Raw genomic sequence first — 19961 nt, 5'->3', positions numbered from 1 at the left:
TCCCCTCCCGCGTCTCCTTTTATTATCTAAGGAGACGCATTTTGCGTTTCGTCAACCGGTGGTGCGGGCATTTTTCCCTTCGCCATATCATCCTGCTGCTGTTTTAGCGCCTGCATAAATAACGTTTTTAATGAATTGTCTTCATCCGGCTGCGTTGCCTGCGCGTGTTTCATCGCCTGTTCGTGCGCTTCGGTGCCGGGTAAGGTATCGCGCGAGGTATCATGCGTGACGGGGCTGTCCGGCAATGCGCCATCAGGTGCCTGCTGCCAGTCATTTTCGTCGCTATTAATGGGCATATTGTCCATCGGCGGTAAATCTTCCTGCACTTTTACCGACTGCGGCTTTAGCTGCGGGTGCGGGAACGGTTTGGTGACATACACATAATGCATATCAGAAAGGGTGGTGTCTGGCTTCGCGACGCTCACCTTTTTTATCACCGGTGCCGGGTGGCGCAGGTTCCAGTACACGTGCGCATAGAGGCCAGCGACGATCAGCGCGCACAGCCCCAGACACCAGAGCGTCACCACGCTGATAATTTTACTGAATGACGGCAAACGCCATGAGAACCAGACCGGTTCCCCGGTGGTATAGCTGCGCTGGGCAGCGAGGCAGATGGTAGACATTATGCGTGCTTCTCTTGCGTAGTCGGGTTAGCCTGGGTTGTCTGGATCAACACGCTCGGCGTGGTATGGGTTTCGCGCATCAGCTGCATCAGGGTGTCTTCACCCGGAATACCGTCGACGCGGAGGTGCATTTTTTCCTGGAATTCGCGGGTGCGCTTCATCAGCTCCGCCGTCCAGTTTTTATCGTGCGTTTCGCTTTCGCCCAGCGCCACGCTCAGCTGCTGATCCAGCCACTCAAGATCTTTACTGTCGCTGGCGGCGGTGATTTCGTCTTTGCCTGACGGGGTCAGGCGGTGCAGAAGGGTGTAATTGCCCGTTGCATGCTGGTTATACCACGTGCGGCTCACCTGCCAGGTGCGGTTGTTCATCAGTAGATCGAGGGAATTTTTCCCGGCACGCGCCACGACGGCGTAATTAATGTGATCGCCTGTTTTAATCTCGCTCACCCACGGGTAACCGTCATTCGCCAGCGTGTCCAGGGAGGCATTACCCTGTTTACACATCAGGTTCACTTTTGCGGCATTCTGGCACAGGGCATCGTCGGCAGAGGCGTCATAGCCCCACATGGCGTAAAGCTGGTGCATGGCATCGGGCTGATTCACCACCTCCTGTTCGATAACCGGAAGTACCGGCGCGTCTGGCGTTTTTACCTGCTGTTTCCAGCTGGCCGGTACCGGCAGCGCCATCGGCAGTTTTGCCGTAATGGACGAGGTCATCATCCAGCCGCAGGCGGCGAACAGGACGGACGCGAACAACCCGACGGAGGCCAACGTTTTACCACGCTTAGGCGCTGGCAGGGCTTCACCGGTGGCGAGACGCAAATGACGCGGTCCAACGTTTGGCGCCCGTTCGGTCCAGGCGGCCAGCATGGAAAGATGAGCCAGTTCGTTCAGCTTGCTGATGTTGCCTTTAGTCAGGGCGTGGATTTTTTTCACGCGAGCGGGCGTAAGCGGAGAGACATCCGCGCCGTGCTCGTGGCACTGGGCGTCAACGTAGCTCAGGAACTCGCGGCAGGTCAGGTTGCGCAGGGTGTGGCAGGTCAGCACATATTCCTGCAGGGCAGAGGCTTTCAGCATCACTTCCTGGTCGGCCGTGCCCATCAGCACAATCGACAGGCGAACATCCAGCTCCTGCGCACGGGTAAGCAGTATGCCCAGCACGTCATAGCCGCTGGCCTTCATCGCCTGCGCCTGGGAAATGACCAGCACCTTGTGGGTCGACTTCGCATCGCGCCACTGGCGAATAATGGCGTCAACCGCCTGGAGCTTGTTCTTCTCTTTCGCTACCGGGTTGAGTTTGAAGAGCAGGCTACTGGCGCTCAGCTTTGGAAAGGCATTAATGCAGAGCACCGACTTGCTGCTGGCTTTGAGGGCATCGCTGAACTGCCCCAGCAGTTCGCTGTCGTGGTAAAAGAGCCCGATGATCCCTGCCTGCTGGCTTTTCTCTTTCAGAAGATTAAACACATCCTGATGATAAGGCACCAGAAAATCGCCCGACTTGCGGGTGATATTTCTGAACGGCGGGGTACTGAATTTAAAATGGCTCTGATACATAACGACTTACCGTCTCTTCTCTTTAATAGCAATGGGCGAAAAGTACGGTAAGCCCCTGTCATGGTCAATTTAACACCAGAGTAAAAATAACCTGTCAGGCTGCATCTAACATTACCGTTTTTTCCGGTCAATCATTTTCTTCATTAAAGTTAATAGCGAAGCCGGTGGTTTGCACTGGTCACGCTTATTACTATTTGCTCACTAAGTTATGCAGCATACCGCTGCGAATTCCTGCTTTGCTAAAAGGCCCGATAATAATGAGGAACGCATTCCTTTCCAGGCTAATGACGCCCTGCATAATGCTAGTCATGCTAATTTTTTGCAGCCAGCAGGGTTATGTCGTTTTTAAAGATTATAAAAAGGTTACGAATAAGTTAGCGAATGCTGATAAAGCGCCGCTAAAACCGCGTAACAGTGACAAAACGTTTGGTCTTTTTACGGCTGCGGTCCGTCAGGCCGACGTTCCGGCGGCGGTAAAAGCGCCGCTGTCTGCAGAAATTGAAGGCATCATCCGCAGCGATGAGTCGTGGCTGTCGTTCGCCGTGATTAAGACCCCGGCCGGGCAGCAGAGCTACCGGGAAGGGGAACCGCTGGTGGGGTTCGACGACGCGTATGTGGATGAAATTAATAAAGATAATGTGGTTGTTCAGTATGAAGGCACGAAGCAAACGCTCGCCCTCAAACAGCCGCCTTATTTTAAGGGCGATGCAGGCAATAGCCCGGTGACGAAATCGAAAAAAGATGCCGGCGCGGACAGTCTGCATCTCGATGATTATCTGGTGTTAAAGCCGTTAATCGATAAAGGCCAACTGGAAGGCTTTAACATTAATCCACGCAATGCTTCGCCTTTTTACAGTGAAACAGGACTGAAACAGGGTGATGTGGTGGTGAAAGTGAATGACGTCGATATGACGAAAGAAGCGCAGGCGAAAAATATTATCGCCAACTGGTCGAAAATGAAAGAAGCGGAGGTCGTCGTCAGACGGCACGCTCACCTTGAAAATATTCGGGTTAATGTTCTAAACAATTAACAAGTGTAAATCATGAAGAAATTTCCATGGGCGTGCGTGGCGCTGACCGCATTGTCGTTATATTCCGGTTCGCTGTTTGCAGCCAACTTTAGCGCCAGTTTTAAAAATACCGATATTCGCGAATTTATCGATACGGTAAGTCGCAATCTAAATAAAACGATTCTCGTCGATCCGTCCGTTCAGGGCACGGTGTCGGTGAGAACCTATAACGTGCTGTCGGAAGAGGAATATTATCAGTTCTTCCTGAGCGTGCTGGATCTCTATGGTCTGTCGGTTATTCCGATGGATAACGGCATGGTCAAAGTGGTGCGTTCCAGCGTGGCGCGTACCGCCGGGGTGCCGGTGGCCGACAGCAAAAACCCGGGCAAAGGGGATGAGATCATCACCCGCGTAGTGCGCATGGAGAACGTGCCGGTACGCGAGCTGGCCCCGCTGCTGCGCCAGCTGAACGATGCCTCGGGGATCGGTAACGTGGTCCACTTTGAACCCTCTAACGTGCTGCTGTTAACCGGGAAAGCCTCGGTGGTGAACCGCCTGGTGGATTTGGTTCAGCGCGTGGACCGTTCCGGTATGCAGCGTCGCGAAATCGTACCGTTGCGCTATGCCTCGGCGAAAGAGCTCTCCGATATGTTGAACAACCTCAACAATGAAGAGCAGAAAGGGCAGAACGCGCCACAGCTGGCGACTAAAGTGGTGGCCGATGATGAAACCAACAGCCTGGTGATCAGCGGCACCGAAGATGCCCGCGCGCGTACCCGCTCGCTGATTGGCCAGCTCGACCGCGAACAGAACAACGAGGGCAATACCCGCGTCTTCTACCTGAAATACGCCAACGCCTCGAAAGTGGTGCCGGTGCTGACCGGTATCGGTGAGCAGCTGAAAGACAAAGCCGGTACCGCGAAAAGCAAAACCGCCACAACCAATAGCGAGCTGAATATCACCGCCGATGAGTCCACCAACTCGCTGGTGATCACCGCTCAGCCAAACGTCATGAACTCGCTGGAGAAGGTGATCGACAAGCTGGATATTCGTCGTCCGCAGGTGCTGGTGGAAGCCATCATTGCGGAAGTGCAGGACGGTAACGGCATGGATCTCGGCGTGCAGTGGACCGGCAAACACGGCGGCGTGCAGTTCGGTTCAACCGGTCTGCCCATTAGCCAGGTCAAAAACGGCACGATCAAAGGGGCCTCCTTTACTGGCCTGGCGACCGGTTTCTTCAACGGTGACTATGGCGCACTGCTGACCGCGCTCTCCACCAGCGGCAAGAACGATATTCTCTCCACGCCAAGCGTGGTGACGCTGGATAACAAAGAAGCGTCGTTCAACGTGGGTCAGGATGTGCCGGTGCTGTCGGGTTCTCAGACCACCAGCGGCGACAACGTCTTTAACTCAGTTGAGCGTAAAACCGTCGGTACCAAGCTGAAGATTGTTCCGCAGATCAACGACGGGGACATGATCCACCTGAAGATCGAGCAGGAGGTCTCCAGCGTTGACGCCAGCGCCACCGAAGACGCCAGCCTCGGCCCAACCTTCAACACCCGTACCATCAACAACGAAGTGATGGTCCACAGTGGCCAGACGGTGGTGCTGGGCGGTCTGATGGAAAACGTCAGCAAACAGAACGTGTCGAAAGTGCCGCTGCTCGGCGATCTGCCGCTGGTGGGACAGCTGTTCCGCTATACCTCGGAGGATACGTCGAAGCGCAACCTGATGGTCTTTATCCATACCACCGTCCTGCGTGATGACGACAACTACAGCGCGGCGACGAAGGAGAAATACGACCAGATCCGCGCCCGTCAACAGCAGCGTCTGGAGGAGAAAAAGCTCGGCATTGTTGAGAACACCGATAACGCCGTCCTGCCTGCCTATCCAAAGCAGGATCACTCCATGCCGGTCGGCGTGAGCGCACCTGCCACCACGCGCAACCCCTTCAAAGAGTAAGGGGAGGTGACGCGTGGATGAACTGACGAAACAGCTTTGCACCAGCGGCTTTGCGAAGGAGAACGGCATCCTTTTCTGGAACGACACGGTCTATATCCGTGACGACGTCCCCGCGTTTGCGCTACTGGAGATGCGCCGGGTACTGGGGCGCGCCTTTGTGCCCCAGACGCTGAGCGCGGAAGCGTTTGATGAGATGCTGGCTAAAATCTGGCAGCAGAACAGCGGCGTTTCGCAGCAGCTGGTGGACGATATGGATGCGGATATCGATCTGATGGCGTTAACCGAGGAGATCCCGGACAACGAAGATCTGCTGGATAACGACGAAAACTCGCCGGTGATCCGCCTGATCAACGCCATTCTCGGCGAAGCGGTGAAAGACGGTGCATCGGATATCCATATCGAAACCTTTGAGCGCACGCTGAGCATCCGTTTTCGCGTTGACGGCGTGCTGCGCCCGGTGCTCCAGCCCGCACGTAAACTGGCCCCGCTGCTGGTCTCGCGTATTAAGGTCATGTCGAAACTCGACATCGCCGAAAAACGTCTGCCGCAGGATGGCCGTATCTCCCTGCGCATTGGCCGCAAGGCGATTGACGTGCGTGTCTCGACCATTCCGTCGCAGTACGGCGAGCGCGTGGTCATGCGTCTGCTCGACAAGAGCAACCTGAAACCGGATATCAACAAGCTCGGACTCATTGATGAAGAGCTGGAAAAACTGAAAGGGCTGATTAACCGCCCGCACGGCATCATCCTGGTCACCGGGCCGACAGGCTCCGGTAAAAGTACCACCCTGTATGCCATTCTGTCGGCCCTGAACGGACATGAACGCAACATTCTGACCGTCGAAGATCCGATTGAGTACGAGCTGGAAGGGGTGGGGCAGACGCAGGTCAACCCGCGCGTGGACATGACCTTTGCCCGCGGCCTGCGCGCCATTTTGCGTCAGGATCCGGACGTGGTGATGATCGGGGAAATTCGTGACGGTGAAACCGCGCAAATCGCGGTGCAGGCGTCGCTCACCGGTCACCTGGTCATGTCTACGCTGCACACCAACAGTGCGGCGGGGGCCATCACCCGTCTGCGGGATATGGGGCTGGAGTCCTTTTTAATCGGTTCGTCGCTACTCGGCGTCATTGCCCAGCGTCTGGTGCGTCGGCTGTGTCCGCACTGCCGTACCACCAGTCCGCTGGATGACAATGAAAAAGCGCTGTTTAGCTTTATGGATAAGCCACCAAAGGCCATCTATCGCGCCGTTGGTTGCGACCAGTGCCGCCAGAGCGGGTATCAGGGACGCGCGGGCATTCACGAGTTTCTGGTGGTCGATAGCGCCATGCGTCGCGCCATTCATGAAGACAAAGATGAGATGTCCATTGAGACCGAGCTGTTCAAACAGGCCTACAGCCTGCGCGAAAACGGGCTGATGAAGGTCATCAGCGGTATCACGTCCCTTGAAGAGGTGATGCGCGTGACCGCCGAGCGTGGAGGCGATGAATAATGGCTTTCTACGCGTGGACCGCGACCGATGCCGCCGGAAAAACCCAGCGCGGCACGCTGCAGGCGGAAGGACCTAAGCAGGTGCGCCAGTCGCTGCGTGAGCAGAAGCTGATGCCGCTCACCATCACCGAAACCCGTGAAAATGCGGCCAGCGCTAAAGCCAAAACCGGCGCCAGACTCTCTGTGCCGGTGCTGTCGATGTTCACCCGTCAGCTGTCAACGCTGGTTAACGCGTCGCTGCCGCTGGAAAGCGCCCTGAAGGCCATTTCAAAGCAGACGGAAGACAAAAAGCTGGCGGCTATGGTGACGGAGATCCGCGAGAAAGTGGTGGAAGGCCATACGCTGTTTGATGCCTTCAGCCAGTTCCCGCGCACCTTTGACAAGCTGTACTGCACGCTGGTGATGGCCGGGGAAAAAACCGGCCACCTCGGCGATGTGCTGGAGAAGCTGGCGGAGTACAACGAGCAGCGCCAGAAGATGAAAAGCAAGCTGACGCAGGCGATGGTCTACCCGATCACCCTGACGGTGGTTGCCGTGGCGGTGATCAGCATCCTGCTGGTGGCGGTGGTGCCGCAGGTCATCGAGCAGTTCGTGCACATGAAACAGCAGCTGCCGATCACCACCCGCACGCTGATTGCGGTGAGCGATTTTCTGCAGGCGTACGGGATCTACATTGCCGGGGGGCTGTTCGGCGCAATCGTGGGCTTTAAGACGTGGGTGAAGAAAACCACGAACCGCTTTCGCTGGCACAGCTGGCTGGTGAATGGCTCGCCGATCAAAAAGCTGGTTTGCGCCATCAACAGCGCCCGCTATATCCGCACGCTCAGCATTCTGCAGGCCAGTAGCGTCCCGCTGCTGGAGGGGATGTATATCGCGATGGACGGGATCGAAAACCTCTATGCCCGGCAGGTGCTGGAGCAGGCGGCGGATACCGTACGTCAGGGCGCTTCTCTGTATAACGCGCTGGACCAGGCGAAGCTCTTTCCGCCGACCATGCTGTACATGATTGCCTCCGGCGAAGAGAGCGGGGAATTAGGTTCATTAATGGATCGCGCCGCGGAAAACCAGGAATCGGCATTACAGCATCGAATTACGTTAACGCTGTCGGTATTTGAACCGGCACTGGTGGTGACAATGGCGACAGTGGTTTTATTTATCGTGCTGTCAATATTACAACCGCTTCTTCAGCTCAATAATATGGTGGGTTAAATATGTCTTTAAAACGAAATAGCCTGAAAGGTCAGGCCGGCTTTACCTTGCTCGAATTAATGGTGGTGATCGTTATTCTCGGTGTGCTTGCCAGTATGGTGGTACCAAATTTAATGGGGAATAAAGAAAAAGCCGATGCCCAGAAAGCAACCAGCGATATTGTGGCGCTGGAAGGTTCGCTGGATATGTACAAGCTGGATAACCACCGTTACCCCACGACGGAGCAGGGGTTGCAGGCGCTGGTCACCAAACCTGATATCGCGCCTATCCCGAAAAACTACCGTGATGATGGCTATATTCGCCGCCTGCCGGAAGATCCGTGGGGCAATGATTATATTCTGGTCAGCCCGGGTGAACATGGCGCAGTGGATGTTTTCTCTGCGGGCCCGGATGCCGAAGCGAATACCGCGGATGATATTACCAACTGGTCTTTAGATAAAAAAGAGAAGTAATGAATAAGCAACGTGGGTTTACCTTACTGGAAATTATTCTGGCGCTGGTGATATTCGCCTCCTGCGCCATGATGGTGGTGTCGACAATCCCCTCGCGCAGCGGCGCGGATATTTTCGGTCAGCAGTTAAAAGCCCTCGTTGAATATGGTTCAGACCGTGCGGTAATGGACGGAAATATCGTTGGGCTGGTGATCACCACCTCAGAATATCAGCTGGTGACCTGGGCCGAAAAAGAGGGCGAACGACACTGGGAACCCTTAACCGCCGGGCGCATTGTCACCCACGGCCAGTTCCCGGAAGAGATGCACGTGTCGCTGTCACCGCAGCGCATTGCTGCCACAACCGACGCCACGCCGCAGATTGTCTTTTTGCCGGACGGGGAGATAAGCCGCTTCACGCTGTCCCTGCAGAGTTTCGATAAAAAACAGCGTTTTCGCGTGGTGTCGCAGGGGGCATCACCGGTTTCGGTAGAGAACGATGACTAAACGCAAAGAACAGGGGATGACCCTGCTGGAAGTGATGGTCGCTCTGGTCATCTTCTCCACCGCCGCGCTGGCGCTGATGAACTCCGTCTCGCTGAACGTGCGCTTTACCCATGGCCTGGCCGATTCGCTGCAGGCGAGCTGGGTGGCGGAAAACCAGCTGGCGGAAGCAAAGCTGAGCAACACGCCGTTCCCGGATGCCCTGCAGACAGGGACAGAAATCATGGGGGGGCGAAGCTGGATCTGGCGCAAGCAGCGGGTGAAAACCGCCGAAAATCGCTTTGCCGATGAAGTGCAGGTGTACGCCGAAGATGATGAAGACAAACCGGTGTTGAGCCTGCAGATACCGGAACCCGGAGAGGTGAAATGAGCAAGCACATTCAGCGTCAGCAGGGCTTTACGCTGCTGGAGATCATGATTGCGCTAACCATCTTCGCGGTTATCAGCACGCTTGCCTGGCAAATTCTGGACGGGGCGATGCGCACCTCGAACGCCACCGACGTGGCGGCGACTCAACTCAACCAGCTTCAGCGCGCCTATAACCTGCTGGAGCGGGATTTCTTTCAGCTTCAGGCACGCGCGCCACGCAACGAGCCTGACGTATTTGTCCAGCACGACGATGCGCTGGAGCTGACCACGCTGAACGGCGTGAGCGGTCAGGTCCAGCTGGAGCGCGTGCGCTGGCGGCTTGAGGACAAAAAACTGTGGCGCGATATCTGGCCGGTTATCGACAGCCCTGCCGATGTGAAGCCTGAAGAGGTGCCGATCCTCAGCGATGTCAAAGAGATGACGTGGCGCTTCTGGAAAGAGGGCTGGCAGAACAAATGGACCGACACGGCGCATCAGCCGGACGGCGTAGAACTTCTGCTGACCATGGAGAATGGCGATACCTGGCGCTGGGTATTTACCACGCCGGGTGATATGCCGGTCGCCCCGGCGGCACCAACAGAACAAACGCCTGCGCCATCGGGGGATGCGGCCACGCCAGCGCAGCCACAACCGCAGCCGGTGCCCGCTCCGTCAGGAGAGAACAAATGAGCGGAAAATCGGTTCGAAAACAGCGCGGTGTCGCGCTGCTGGTGGTGCTAATTTTGCTGGTCATGATGTCGGCGCTGGCGGCCAAAATCAGCCAGCAGTTCTGCCGCAATTTGCAGAAAACCCGTTATCAGGTGAGTCAGCAGCAGCTGCGCTGGGCCATTCAGAGCCAGCAAAAAACCATTGAAGGTCTGCTTCAGACCTACGCCAGCGGTGACAGCCAGGGGCTGTCGCCCAAAGGGGAGTGGACAGAGCCGGTGGAGACAGAGGGTGAACACTACACCGTGGTGAGCCAGATTGAGGATGCCCAGACCTGCTTTAACGTCAATAACCTGCTGGCGGCCGATCCGACCCCCGCGGTACAGACCGCAGGGGCGCTGCCGGAAAAACCGGTCAAAGCGCGCATCGTTGAGCAGCTTCTGACCGACAGCGGCATTTCCGCCGGTGACGCAGAAGAGATTTACCAGCAGCTGATGGACTATCTCGACGGTGATACCACAACGGCCAAAGAGGGGCTGGAGACAGATGCCTGGGCCGGCGTTGAGCCCGCGCGGCTGCCTGCGAATCAGATGATGCGCACCCCGGGGGAGCTAAAGCTGCTGCCCGCGTTTCCGGTGGCGGCCTACGGCAAGGTCAGTAAAGTGCTGTGCGCCTTACCCGACACCGCCAGCAAGGTGGATGTAAACACCCTGACCGAAGAACAGGCACCGCTGCTGGCAGCCCTGTTTATCGGCTCGCTGAGCGAGGACGAGGCCGCCCGTCTGATCGCCTCCCGCCCGGAAGAGGGCTGGGAGTCGATGGAGGCATTCCAGAAAGAGCTTGAGACAAATTATCCGCAGACCAAAGACGCCCTCAAGCAGGTTCAGGCGTTTCTTGCGGTAAACAGTCACTATTTCCGGGTCAACAGTACCGGCAATACCGATGATTTAACGCTGCGCGTCGTCAGCCAGCTTCATGTTGATAATGAAGCCGGGAAGGTGATTACCTGGCAACGTCGCTACCGAATGGTTGAATAACACAAGACGAATTCTATGAAACAGGTGCTTTTTATTCGTCCCGACACGCATGAGGACGGGAACATAATGTGGTGCGAGTCCGGTAGCGACCAGGTGGAACAGCGTCAGGGCGGGGCGTCACTGGCGGCGCTTGCCGGTCACGCGTTAGCCGCACGCGTCTGCCTGCTACTGCCGGCCAGCGAAATGATCTTCCGTCGCTTCACGTTGCCCAAAAAAGGCAGCGTTGAGTTCTCCTGGCTGGCGGAAGAGACGCTGATTGGCGATGTGGACACGCTTCACTGGACGGTGCTCAACAAGAAGGGGCGGGAAGTGGACGCGGTGGCCATTGATGCGGCGCGTCTGCAGTACTGGCTGGACCGCTGTGCCGATGCCGGGCTGACGGTGGTGCAGGTGCTGCCCGATGCGATCCTTCTGCCGGTGACGGAGGGCGGCAGCACGCTGGTGTCCACCGACAGCGGCTACTGGATGCGTTATTCGCCGTTTGGCGCCTGTGAAACCGACGCTGCCCTGTTGCCGCTGCTGTTGAGCCAGCAGTGCGCCGGTAACCTCGTCTGTTACGGCGATGTGCCAGCGGATGTGCAGGTGGATGAGCAACGGGCCTGGCAGCATCCGCTGGTGCTGATCCAGCCGCAGTGGAAAAGCAGCAAAGCAAACCTGCTGCACGGCATTTTTAGCGCCACGGGTGCACAGACCGGTTTCCGTTATGCGAAATCGGCCCTTGCCGCCATGGCGGTGCTGAGTATCGGGTTGCTGGTTGGCCCTCGTATCGGCATGGCCTGGATGCTCTCTAACCAGGAAAACCTGGCCCAGCAGCAGATGGTGGAATTGGCCCAGCACTATTTCCCCACGCTGCGCCAGACCACCAACCTGAAGTACCACTTCGGGCAGAACATCAAGAAAGAGAAGAAAGGGATCTTTCTTCAACTGGACGCACTGGAGCAGGTCAAGCAATCGCTCCCGGCGGTCGAACTGAGTGAAGTGGGATACGACGACACCCAGAATCAGCTCACGCTGAACATCCGTTCGATGGATCCCACGGCGTTGCAGGCGTTCGTCAATAAGGCGAGTGATACCTTCGACTTTACGCTGCAGCCGGTCTCCAGTGAAGCGCCTTATACCGCTATCATCACAGGGAAATATAAATGAAAGAGAAAATTGGACAATTAAAAGCACGCTATTTGCGTTACAGCCCGCGCGAACGAACGCTGATTAAACTCTGTGGTTCGGCGCTCTGTTGCGCCATTATCTGGTACGGTGTGATGACCCCACTGGATAATATTATTAAAAATGAGAAAGCCACGCTGCAAAAACAGAAACAGACCCTGAACTGGATGCGTGCAGAAATTAATAAAAATCACCTTCAGGCGAAAGTATTAAAAACCAGTAACCCGAGAAGCGTGGTGGAAGAGAGTGCCAAAGAGATCCACGTTGCGCTGAGTAATATCCAGCAGGACGGGCAAACCCTGACGTTTAATATTGATCGGGTCAACGTTTATGAACTGAAAAACTGGCTTCGGGAGGTGAATTTAACCACCGGGGTTCGTCTGGAGAAAATGGATCTCACGCCGGTTGATCACCTTAGCGATGTAAAGGCCCAGATTAAGCTCTCCTGGGCGAAAGTGGCATGAACTCGCTGACGCTGCTTCAGGGCAGCCAGATGCCCGCCCTTTGCCTGCTCAGTGGCACGCTTGGCGGCATTATCGGCAGCTTTCTGGGGGTGGTGGTCGAACGCATTCCCCCGCTCATTAAAGAGGAGGAGGGTGCCGGAAACCTGCTGTTTCCGGCCTCCCACTGTCCCGCATGCTCCCACACGCTCGCCTGGTGGGAAAATATCCCGGTTCTGAGCTGGTGTTGCCTGCGTGGGCGCTGCCGCTGCTGCCAGACCGCGATCCCGCTGCGTCTGCTGTTGCTTGAACTTTCCAGTGCCCTGTTTTTTGCCCTGACGGCGGCGTACGCCCCGTCTGCGGCTGCATTGATGTCGCTATGGGTGCTCTGGTGTGGACTGCTGCCGCTGGCGGCGATAGACGCAAAACACATGCTGCTGCCGGACTGCCTGACGCAGCCGCTGCTTTGGGCGGGCCTGCTGAATCATGCGCTTTTTCATACCTTACCGTTGTCGGATGCCCTGTTTGGCGCAGCGGCGGGCTACCTGTCGCTGTGGCTTCTCTACTGGGCCTTTCGCCTGACAACAGGACGCGAGGGATTGGGCTACGGTGATTTTAAGCTGCTGGCTGCGCTGGGCGCGTGGTGCGGCTGGCAGGCGTTACCTTCGTTATTGCTCGCGGCGGCATTAAGCGGTATCGCACTGTATTTTGTTTTTTATAAAGCGGTTAAAGAAAATAGCGTTATTCCGTTTGGCCCTCTGTTGTCACTCGCCGGTTTGGTTATTTTTATTCTGCAGACCTTGCAATTCACATTCTGATTTACGCGGTCAAGTTTTTTTTGAAATTTTTTCGCTGAGGGAATGAAAGGACGTCAACAAATTCCCGGAGTATTGTAAGAAACATAAGCTGTAAGGATTGCCGCTCATGTCTTTTTATGGAGGGTATATTAGCACTATACATGGTTAGTAAAATTAAATTGGGTTTGTGGTTTTAATTAAATAGCTTATTCAGTACTCGCCCATGTTATATGGAATACATGGTCCTTTTCATTTATCAAAAATAAGATTATCAGGAATTAATAATGAAATTTATGAAGCCAACCTATCTGGCACTCTTTGTCGCAGCCGTTTCCGGCTCTGCGTTCGCCGCAGCGCCAGGTACGCCTTCAATCAGCAGCGGTAACGATAAATTTGCCATCGTTGAAGTGGACCAGGCCGTAGTGGACTACGGTAATCTTGTTAAGGTTCATAACGACGGTGTCGACGTAAAAGTCGAGTGGAACGTCTGGAGCGGCGACGCGCCGACCTCCGGTAAAGTGCTGCTGGATGGCAAGACCGTCTGGTCCGGTGCTGCCGGTGCATCCGGTTCTGCCACCTTTAAAGTGAAAAAAGGCGGTCGCTACCAGGAGCAGGTTGAACTCTGTAACAACAGCGGCTGTACCAAAAGCGCAAGCAAGCTGATCATCGTGGCGGATACTGACGGTAGCCACCTCCTGCCGCTGAATGCGCCTCTGCAGGAAAACAACAAAACCTTCGCAAAACATACCGATAAAGTGGTTGCCGCCTACTTCCCTGAGTGGGGCGTTTATGGCCGTAACTTCCCGGTCGATAAAATCCCTGCCGCTAACCTGAACCACATCCTGTACGGCTTCATTCCAATCTGTGGCGGCGACGGCATCAACGACGGTCTGAAAACCGTTGAAAATGGCAACAGCTTCGCCAACCTGCAGAAAGCCTGTGCTGGCCGTCCTGACTACACCGTGGCGATCCACGATCCGTGGGCTGCGCTGCAGAAACCACAGTCCGGCGTATCTAACTGGGACGACCCGTACAAAGGTAACTTCGGCCAGCTGATGGCGCTGAAAAAAGCCCATCCTGACCTGAAAATTCTGCCATCCATTGGCGGCTGGACCATGTCCGATCCGTTCTATCACATGAACGATTCCGCGATCCGTGCACGTTTCGTGGCCTCTGTTAAAGACTTCCTGAAAACCTGGAAATTCTTCGACGGCGTGGATATCGACTGGGAATTCCCGGGCGGCGGCGGTGTGAACGAATCGCTGGGCAACCCGCAGGTGGATAAAGCAACCTACACCGCGCTGATGCACGATCTGCGTACCATGCTGAACGAACTGTCAGCTGAAACCGGGCGCACCTATGAACTGACCAGCGCCATCGGTGCCGGTAAAGATAAGATTGAAGACGTGGATTACACCACGGCGCAGCAGTATCTCGATCACATCTTCCTGATGAGCTACGACTTCTACGGCGCGTGGAGCATGACCGATCTGGGCCACCAGGCTGCGCTGCATGCACCAGCATGGCGTCCGGACACCAACTACACCACCGAAAATGGCGTTAACGCGCTGCTGGAGCAGGGCGTACAGCCAGGCAAAATCGTGGTGGGTACCGGCATGTACGGTCGTGGCTGGACTGGCGTTCACGGCTATACCGGCAACAACCCGTTCACCGGTACCGCGACTGACGGCGTGAAAGGCACCTGGGAACCAGGCGTTGTTGACTATCGTCAGATTGTGAACGAGTACAAAGGCAAGCCAGGCTGGGAATATGGCTATGACGCAGACGCTGAAGCGCCATACGTCTTCAACAAATCCACCGGCGAGCTGATCTCTTATGAAGATGCCCGTTCCGCAACGGCAAAAGGTAAGTACGTTCTGGCGAAAAACCTGGGCGGCCTGTTCGCGTGGTCTATCGACTCCGATAACGGCGATATCCTGAACGCGATGAACGAAAGCCTGCTGGGCAGCTCCACGCCAGATCCGGTGGTGACCAACCATGCGCCGGTTGCTTCTGCGGCGGATCAAACCGTGACCGGCCCTGCGACCGTGACTCTGGATGGCTCTGCCTCCACCGATCCTGATGGCGATGCGCTGACCTACAAATGGACCCAGATCTCTGGCCCAAGCGTTACCCTGACCAACAGCACCAAAGCGAAGGCGACCTTCTCCGTTGGCGCTGTGACCAGCAACCAGACCCTGGCATTCCGTCTGACCGTGACCGATCCAAAAGGTCTGAGCAGCACCGCTGACGTACAGGTTGTGAACAAAGCGCCGAAAGCCAACCAGGCCCCTGTGGTTAACCAGATGCAGAACGTCACTCTGGAAGCCGGTCAGACCTACGCCCTGAACGTGCAGGCAGCGGATCCAGACGGTGATGCACTGACCTACGCCTGGAGCGTACCATCTGATATGCACGCGACCGGTACTGATACCTCCAGCGTACAGATCACCGCGCCGGACGTTACAACTGACTCAACCTACACCCTGAGCGTTGTCGTAAGCGACGGTAAAACCAGCGTACAGTCTAACGTACAGGTTACCGTAACGCCGAAAGCCACCCCGGTTGTGCCTGATGAAGACAATACCCCGTCTGACGAAGGCAACACGCCATCCGATGAAGGTAACACCCCATCTGATGAAGGCACTGCAACCGGCAGCTGCGATAACCCGGTAGATGCCAATGCCAGCAAATACGCGGCATGGGAATCCAGCAAAATCTACAACAACGGCGACATGGTCAGCTCCGATAATCTGGTATGGAAAGCGAAGTACTGGACTCAGGGCAACAAACCTGGCTTTAACGCCGATGCATGGGAACTGGTCAGCCAGGTGAAAATGAACTGGCGCTCCGACATGGTCTACAACGGTGGTGACAAGACAACCTATCAAGGTTTCGAGTACCGCGCGAAATGGTGGACAAAAGGTGACAAACCAGGCAACAGCGATGTATGGGTGAAAGAAGGCGCGTCAGCAGACTGCAAATAATCTTCTGAGCTTGAAATTGTGGGTGTGATATCAGCCCACAATCACTGGTCACACCCCGCTTCGGGTGTGGCCAGTACCTTCCACTAATTTAACAGGACGTGTTTGAGGAGAATAAAAAACGGCCACGCAGGTGAAGAATGAAAAGGTTTCTGTTTTTGTTATTGATATTAAGTCATAGCGCATTTGCAAATTGCTGGAATAAAGCGGCGCATTATTATCATATTGATCCGTTTTTACTTTATGCCATCGCGAATGTGGAATCGGGAATGAACCCGAACGCCATTGGCATCAATCATGACGGAACGCGCGATGTCGGATTAATGCAAATCAACAGCTCGCACTTTCCTGAACTTGAACGCAAAGGCATTAATGAAAACCGTCTGATGACAGAGCCCTGTACCTCCATTATGGTCGGCGCCTCTATTTTGTCAGGCATGATTAAGGTTTATGGATACAACTGGGAAGCGGTAGGTGCGTATAACGCCGGGCTTAAAAAAGAAAATTACCCTAAGCGCATGGTCTATGCCCATAAGGTCTGGAAAAAGTATCAGCAGTTAAAATTAGCCGCCCGCGACAGAACCAACTGGTGAGTTTTTTGTTTTTTGAAGAGTACCCACCCGTATTCTTCAGAAAATGAAAAGCAGCTGTCTGAAGTTTATTTATTAACGGATTAATAAATGAATTTAGATTTATTTAACTTTATCGAAATTAACAGGAATAACCGAGATGAATAAAAGGACATTACTGAGCGTGCTTATTGCCGGTGCCTGCGTAGCGCCGGTAATTGCTCAGGCCACCATGCTGAAGGCGGAAAGCAGTGTGCCTTACACCATGAAAGCCAGCGATCTGGCTAAAAAGGAAAAAGAGCTCACCGATTTCCCACTGATGAAATCCGTGAAGGATACCATCCGTACGCTGGACAACGCTCAGGTCGAGCAGATTGAGCCAGGCCGTGCAGCCAACCCGGTAAACGTGAAACGCGTTGAAGGGATCCTTAAAGAGAGCGACTGGGAATACCTGTTCCCGCTGCGCGCGAAGGATTACAGCTACAGTAACTTCCTGAAAGCTGTGGGTAAATTCCCGGCGCTGTGTGATACCTACAACGATGGCCGCGACAGCGAAGCTATCTGCCGTAAAGAGCTGGCAACCATGTTTGCTCACTTCGCACAGGAAACCGGCGGCCACGAAAGCTGGCGTCCGGAGCCGGAATGGCGTCAGGCGCTGGTCTATGTGCGTGAGATGGGCTGGAGCGAAGGCCAGAAGGGCGGCTATAACGGGGAGTGTAACCCGGACGTCTGGCAGGGTCAGACCTGGCCGTGCGGTAAAGACAAAGATGGCGACTTCCTGAGCTACTTTGGCCGCGGCGCTAAGCAGTTGTCCTACAACTACAACTACGGCCCATTCTCTGAAGCAATGTACGGCGATGTCCGCACGCTGCTCGACAAACCTGAGCTGGTGGCCGATACCTGGCTGAACCTGGCGAGCGCCATCTTCTTCTTCGCCTATCCACAGCCGCCAAAACCAAGCATGCTTCAGGTTATCGACGGCACCTGGCAGCCGAACGACCACGATAAAGCCAACGGTCTTGTCCCTGGCTTTGGCGTGACCACCCAGATCATCAACGGCGGCGTAGAGTGCGGTGGCCCGACTGAAATTGCCCAGTCTCAGAACCGTATCAAATACTACAAAGAGTTCGCTAACTACCTGAAAGTCCCTGTACCGGCTGACGAAGTGCTTGGCTGTGCCAACATGAAGCAGTTTGATGAAGGTGGCGCAGGTGCCCTGAAGATCTACTGGGAACAGGACTGGGGATGGAGCGCGGATACCCCTGATGGCAAGACCTACGCTTGCCAGCTGGTGGGTTACCAGACGCCATTTAGCGCGTTCAAAGACGGCGACTACACCAAGTGTGTACAGAAGTTCTTTAACGTAAACATCGTTAACGACGACGGTTCCGCGGTCGTGCCGGATGAAACACCGGCTCCTGCTCCAGCCCCGTCTGAAGATGAGACGCCAGCGCCGACACCAACACCGGATGAAACCCCGGCACCTGTGCCAGACGACATCCCGGCCGTGGTAAACCATGCGCCAGTAGCGCAGATTGCCGGTCCGATCGGTGCGGTTGAAGCCGGTGCGCAGGTCTCCCTGAGCGCAGAAGGCTCTACCGACGAAGACGGCAATAAGCTGACCTACACCTGGCGTTCCCAGGACGGCCAGACCGTTACCGGCGACGATAAAGCGGTGGTGACCTTCAACGCGCCTGAAGCCGCGACGGCGCAGCAGTATGAAATCAGCCTGACCGTCAGCGACGGCGAGCTGAGCAGCACCACCACATACCTGCTGAACGTAAAAGCCAAAGCAGCCACCCCGTCTCAGGACGAAGGCACTTCCGGCTCTTACCCGGCGTGGAGCGCGAACAGCAAGTACAGCGCAGGCGATATCGTGAACAACCACGGTAAACTGTTCCAGTGCAAACCGTTCCCGTACAGCGGCTGGTGTAACAATGCACCAATGTACTATGAACCAGGCGCAGGTCTGGCATGGTCTGAGGCCTGGACGGCATTATAAACAGCAAACGGCAACCGAAAGGTTGCCGTTTTAGTCTTTACTCTCTCTCCCTGTGGGAGAGGGCCGGGGTGAGGGCATCAGGCCGCACCCAATTAACTACCGATGCAACTTCCCATGGTCCCGCAGCCACGCCGCGGTACGCACAATCCCTTCATCCAGGGTCACAATCGGCTTATACCCCAGCTCGTTCTCCGCGCGCGAAATATCCAGCGTGAAATCAAAATTCAGCTTCGACACGCCGTAATGCGTCAGCGCAGGCTCTTTGGCGGTTTTGCTGCCAAAACGCTCCATGCTGCGGGCAATCATATCCAGCATAGGATAAGGCACCGAGCGAATGCGGCAGTCGATGTGCAGCTCGTCGATCAGGCGCTGCACAATGGTGCGAAGGCGGCAGGGTTCACCGTTGGTAATGTTATAGGCGCGACCGGACGCCAGTTTATCGCTGTCCGGCTGGCTCGCCAGCCACATGGCGTACACGGCATTTTCGTAGTAAGTCATGTCCACCAGCGCATCACCGCCGCGCGGCAGCAGCACGCTGCCGTAGTGGTGCATCATCTGCGCCAGGCGTGGAATAAACACTTTATCGTGCGGTCCGAAAAGACTTTGCGGACGCAGGATCGTAAAGCGCGTATGCGGGTTCGACTGCGCCAGCAGGTCGATCACCTCTTCGCTGGCCGCCTTGCTGCGGGCAAACTCACAGGCAAAACGGGCCGGACGGAACGTTTCCTGGATATCCCGGTGGTGGTGATAGTCGAAGTAGAGCGACGGAGAGGAGATATGAATAAAGTTACGCACGCCCCAGGCAACGGCCCACTCGCCCAGACGGCGCGTGGCGCGCACGTTGGCGAGATCAAAGGCTTCCTGGGTTCCCCATGGAGAGGTAAAACTGGAGCAGTGCCACAGGGTGTCGATTCCGGCGAGCATCACTTTCGCCTGAGAGGAGACCAGCTCCGTCAGGTCGGCATGGACAAACTCTGCGCCCATTTTTTGCAGCAGCTTACCCATCGCCTCGTTGCGACCGGTAGCCCTGACGCTAATGCCTTTGTTGCGCAGAAATTCGACCGCATTTCGGCCTAAGCCGCTGGTCGCCCCGGTAACCAGTACCTTCATAACAATCCACTGTGTTGAAAAGAATTTCGTGCGCATTCTTTCGTGAATTACGGCGGGTTGCA

At 55.6% G+C, this 19961-nt stretch carries 18 protein-coding genes; 15 read left to right on the top strand and 3 right to left on the bottom strand.

The window, feature by feature from the left end; translation table 11 throughout:
• Window positions 1–26 precede the first annotated feature (26 nt).
• Window positions 27–623 carry a hypothetical protein gene (locus APU11_RS25730; RefSeq protein WP_058650632.1) on the bottom strand — a complete coding sequence of 199 codons (597 nt, stop codon included), beginning with the start codon at window positions 621–623 and terminating at the stop codon, window positions 27–29.
• Complete coding sequence (locus APU11_RS25725) at window positions 623–2176, bottom strand: peptidoglycan-binding protein (RefSeq protein WP_058650633.1); 1554 nt, start codon at window positions 2174–2176, stop codon at window positions 623–625. Before APU11_RS25725 ends, APU11_RS25730 begins: the two co-directional genes overlap by 1 nt.
• A gap of 299 nt (window positions 2177–2475) precedes the next feature.
• Between APU11_RS25725 and gspC the strand changes: the two genes are divergently transcribed.
• From gspC to APU11_RS25650, 15 genes are all read left to right on the top strand, one after another.
• Window positions 2476–3207, top strand: a complete 732-nt coding sequence (gene gspC / locus APU11_RS25720; RefSeq protein ID WP_029883203.1) for a type II secretion system protein GspC — start codon at window positions 2476–2478, stop codon at window positions 3205–3207.
• 12 nt (window positions 3208–3219) lie between these two features.
• Window positions 3220–5148, top strand: a complete 1929-nt coding sequence (gspD, locus tag APU11_RS25715) for a type II secretion system secretin GspD (protein WP_058650634.1) — start codon at window positions 3220–3222, stop codon at window positions 5146–5148.
• Between the two features lie 13 nt (window positions 5149–5161).
• Window positions 5162–6640, top strand: a complete 1479-nt coding sequence (gene gspE / locus APU11_RS25710; protein ID WP_013097351.1) for a type II secretion system ATPase GspE — start codon at window positions 5162–5164, stop codon at window positions 6638–6640.
• Complete coding sequence (gene gspF, locus APU11_RS25705) at window positions 6640–7848, top strand: type II secretion system inner membrane protein GspF (protein WP_020689910.1); 1209 nt, start codon at window positions 6640–6642, stop codon at window positions 7846–7848. The genes gspE and gspF overlap by 1 nt, the downstream gene beginning before the upstream one ends.
• Before the next feature lie 2 nt (window positions 7849–7850).
• Window positions 7851–8300: a type II secretion system major pseudopilin GspG gene (gene gspG, locus APU11_RS25700; protein WP_013097349.1), complete on the top strand. Its 450-nt coding sequence runs from the start codon at window positions 7851–7853 to the stop codon at window positions 8298–8300.
• Window positions 8300–8785 (top strand): type II secretion system minor pseudopilin GspH, encoded by a 486-nt coding sequence (gene gspH / locus APU11_RS25695; protein ID WP_020689911.1) that lies wholly within the window; start codon window positions 8300–8302, stop codon window positions 8783–8785. The genes gspG and gspH overlap by 1 nt, the downstream gene beginning before the upstream one ends.
• Window positions 8778–9152: a type II secretion system minor pseudopilin GspI gene (gene gspI, locus APU11_RS25690; RefSeq protein WP_029883205.1), complete on the top strand. Its 375-nt coding sequence runs from the start codon at window positions 8778–8780 to the stop codon at window positions 9150–9152. Before gspH ends, gspI begins: the two co-directional genes overlap by 8 nt.
• Window positions 9149–9820: a type II secretion system minor pseudopilin GspJ gene (gene gspJ / locus APU11_RS25685; protein ID WP_038419012.1), complete on the top strand. Its 672-nt coding sequence runs from the start codon at window positions 9149–9151 to the stop codon at window positions 9818–9820. Before gspI ends, gspJ begins: the two co-directional genes overlap by 4 nt.
• Complete coding sequence (gene gspK, locus APU11_RS25680) at window positions 9817–10833, top strand: type II secretion system minor pseudopilin GspK (protein ID WP_013097345.1); 1017 nt, start codon at window positions 9817–9819, stop codon at window positions 10831–10833. Before gspJ ends, gspK begins: the two co-directional genes overlap by 4 nt.
• Window positions 10834–10848: 15 nt before the next feature.
• Window positions 10849–11979, top strand: coding sequence for a type II secretion system protein GspL (gspL, locus tag APU11_RS25675; protein ID WP_058650635.1), 1131 nt, complete (start codon window positions 10849–10851; stop codon window positions 11977–11979).
• Entirely contained in the window at window positions 11976–12461 is a 486-nt protein-coding gene (locus tag APU11_RS25670) for a type II secretion system protein M (RefSeq protein WP_013097343.1), read from the top strand. Before gspL ends, APU11_RS25670 begins: the two co-directional genes overlap by 4 nt.
• Window positions 12458–13255, top strand: coding sequence for an A24 family peptidase (locus APU11_RS25665; RefSeq protein ID WP_013097342.1), 798 nt, complete (start codon window positions 12458–12460; stop codon window positions 13253–13255). Before APU11_RS25670 ends, APU11_RS25665 begins: the two co-directional genes overlap by 4 nt.
• 263 nt (window positions 13256–13518) lie before the next feature.
• Window positions 13519–16221, top strand: coding sequence for a glycosyl hydrolase family 18 protein (locus APU11_RS25660; protein ID WP_058650636.1), 2703 nt, complete (start codon window positions 13519–13521; stop codon window positions 16219–16221).
• 137 nt (window positions 16222–16358) lie between these two features.
• Window positions 16359–16811, top strand: a complete 453-nt coding sequence (iagB, locus tag APU11_RS25655; RefSeq protein ID WP_058650637.1) for a type III secretion system invasion protein IagB — start codon at window positions 16359–16361, stop codon at window positions 16809–16811.
• Window positions 16812–16947: 136 nt separating this feature from the next.
• A complete protein-coding gene (locus tag APU11_RS25650) occupies window positions 16948–18789 on the top strand; it encodes a glycoside hydrolase family 19 protein (protein ID WP_013097339.1) in 1842 nt (613 codons plus the stop codon).
• Between the two features lie 96 nt (window positions 18790–18885).
• Here the strand turns inward: APU11_RS25650 and APU11_RS25645 are convergent, their stop codons facing one another.
• Window positions 18886–19899 (bottom strand): NAD(P)-dependent oxidoreductase, encoded by a 1014-nt coding sequence (locus APU11_RS25645; RefSeq protein WP_013097338.1) that lies wholly within the window; start codon window positions 19897–19899, stop codon window positions 18886–18888.
• Window positions 19900–19961: the final 62 nt, after the last annotated feature.

Source organism: Enterobacter sp. 50793107, assembly GCF_001463365.1.
Lineage (GTDB): Bacteria > Pseudomonadota > Gammaproteobacteria > Enterobacterales > Enterobacteriaceae > Enterobacter > Enterobacter cloacae.
The sequence above is the reverse complement of the archived record's forward strand: the minus strand, read 5'-3'. Positions and strand labels throughout refer to the sequence as shown.

Excerpts from the sequence above, each read along its gene's own strand:
- gspK (WP_013097345.1), top strand. The coding sequence starts at position 9,817 with ATGAGCGGAAAATCGGTTCGAAAACAGCGCGGTGTCGCGCTGCTGGTG.
- iagB (WP_058650637.1), top strand. The coding sequence starts at position 16,359 with ATGAAAAGGTTTCTGTTTTTGTTATTGATATTAAGTCATAGCGCATTT.
- APU11_RS25725 (WP_058650633.1), bottom strand. The coding sequence starts at position 2,176 with ATGTATCAGAGCCATTTTAAATTCAGTACCCCGCCGTTCAGAAATATC.
- APU11_RS25670 (WP_013097343.1), top strand. The coding sequence starts at position 11,976 with ATGAAAGAGAAAATTGGACAATTAAAAGCACGCTATTTGCGTTACAGC.
- gspG (WP_013097349.1), top strand. The coding sequence starts at position 7,851 with ATGTCTTTAAAACGAAATAGCCTGAAAGGTCAGGCCGGCTTTACCTTG.
- APU11_RS25730 (WP_058650632.1), bottom strand. The coding sequence starts at position 623 with ATGTCTACCATCTGCCTCGCTGCCCAGCGCAGCTATACCACCGGGGAA.
- gspC (WP_029883203.1), top strand. The coding sequence starts at position 2,476 with ATGCTAGTCATGCTAATTTTTTGCAGCCAGCAGGGTTATGTCGTTTTT.
- gspJ (WP_038419012.1), top strand. The coding sequence starts at position 9,149 with ATGAGCAAGCACATTCAGCGTCAGCAGGGCTTTACGCTGCTGGAGATC.
- gspL (WP_058650635.1), top strand. The coding sequence starts at position 10,849 with ATGAAACAGGTGCTTTTTATTCGTCCCGACACGCATGAGGACGGGAAC.
- APU11_RS25660 (WP_058650636.1), top strand. The coding sequence starts at position 13,519 with ATGAAATTTATGAAGCCAACCTATCTGGCACTCTTTGTCGCAGCCGTT.
- gspD (WP_058650634.1), top strand. The coding sequence starts at position 3,220 with ATGAAGAAATTTCCATGGGCGTGCGTGGCGCTGACCGCATTGTCGTTA.
- APU11_RS25650 (WP_013097339.1), top strand. The coding sequence starts at position 16,948 with ATGAATAAAAGGACATTACTGAGCGTGCTTATTGCCGGTGCCTGCGTA.
- gspI (WP_029883205.1), top strand. The coding sequence starts at position 8,778 with ATGACTAAACGCAAAGAACAGGGGATGACCCTGCTGGAAGTGATGGTC.
- APU11_RS25645 (WP_013097338.1), bottom strand. The coding sequence starts at position 19,899 with ATGAAGGTACTGGTTACCGGGGCGACCAGCGGCTTAGGCCGAAATGCG.
- APU11_RS25665 (WP_013097342.1), top strand. The coding sequence starts at position 12,458 with ATGAACTCGCTGACGCTGCTTCAGGGCAGCCAGATGCCCGCCCTTTGC.
- gspF (WP_020689910.1), top strand. The coding sequence starts at position 6,640 with ATGGCTTTCTACGCGTGGACCGCGACCGATGCCGCCGGAAAAACCCAG.
- gspH (WP_020689911.1), top strand. The coding sequence starts at position 8,300 with ATGAATAAGCAACGTGGGTTTACCTTACTGGAAATTATTCTGGCGCTG.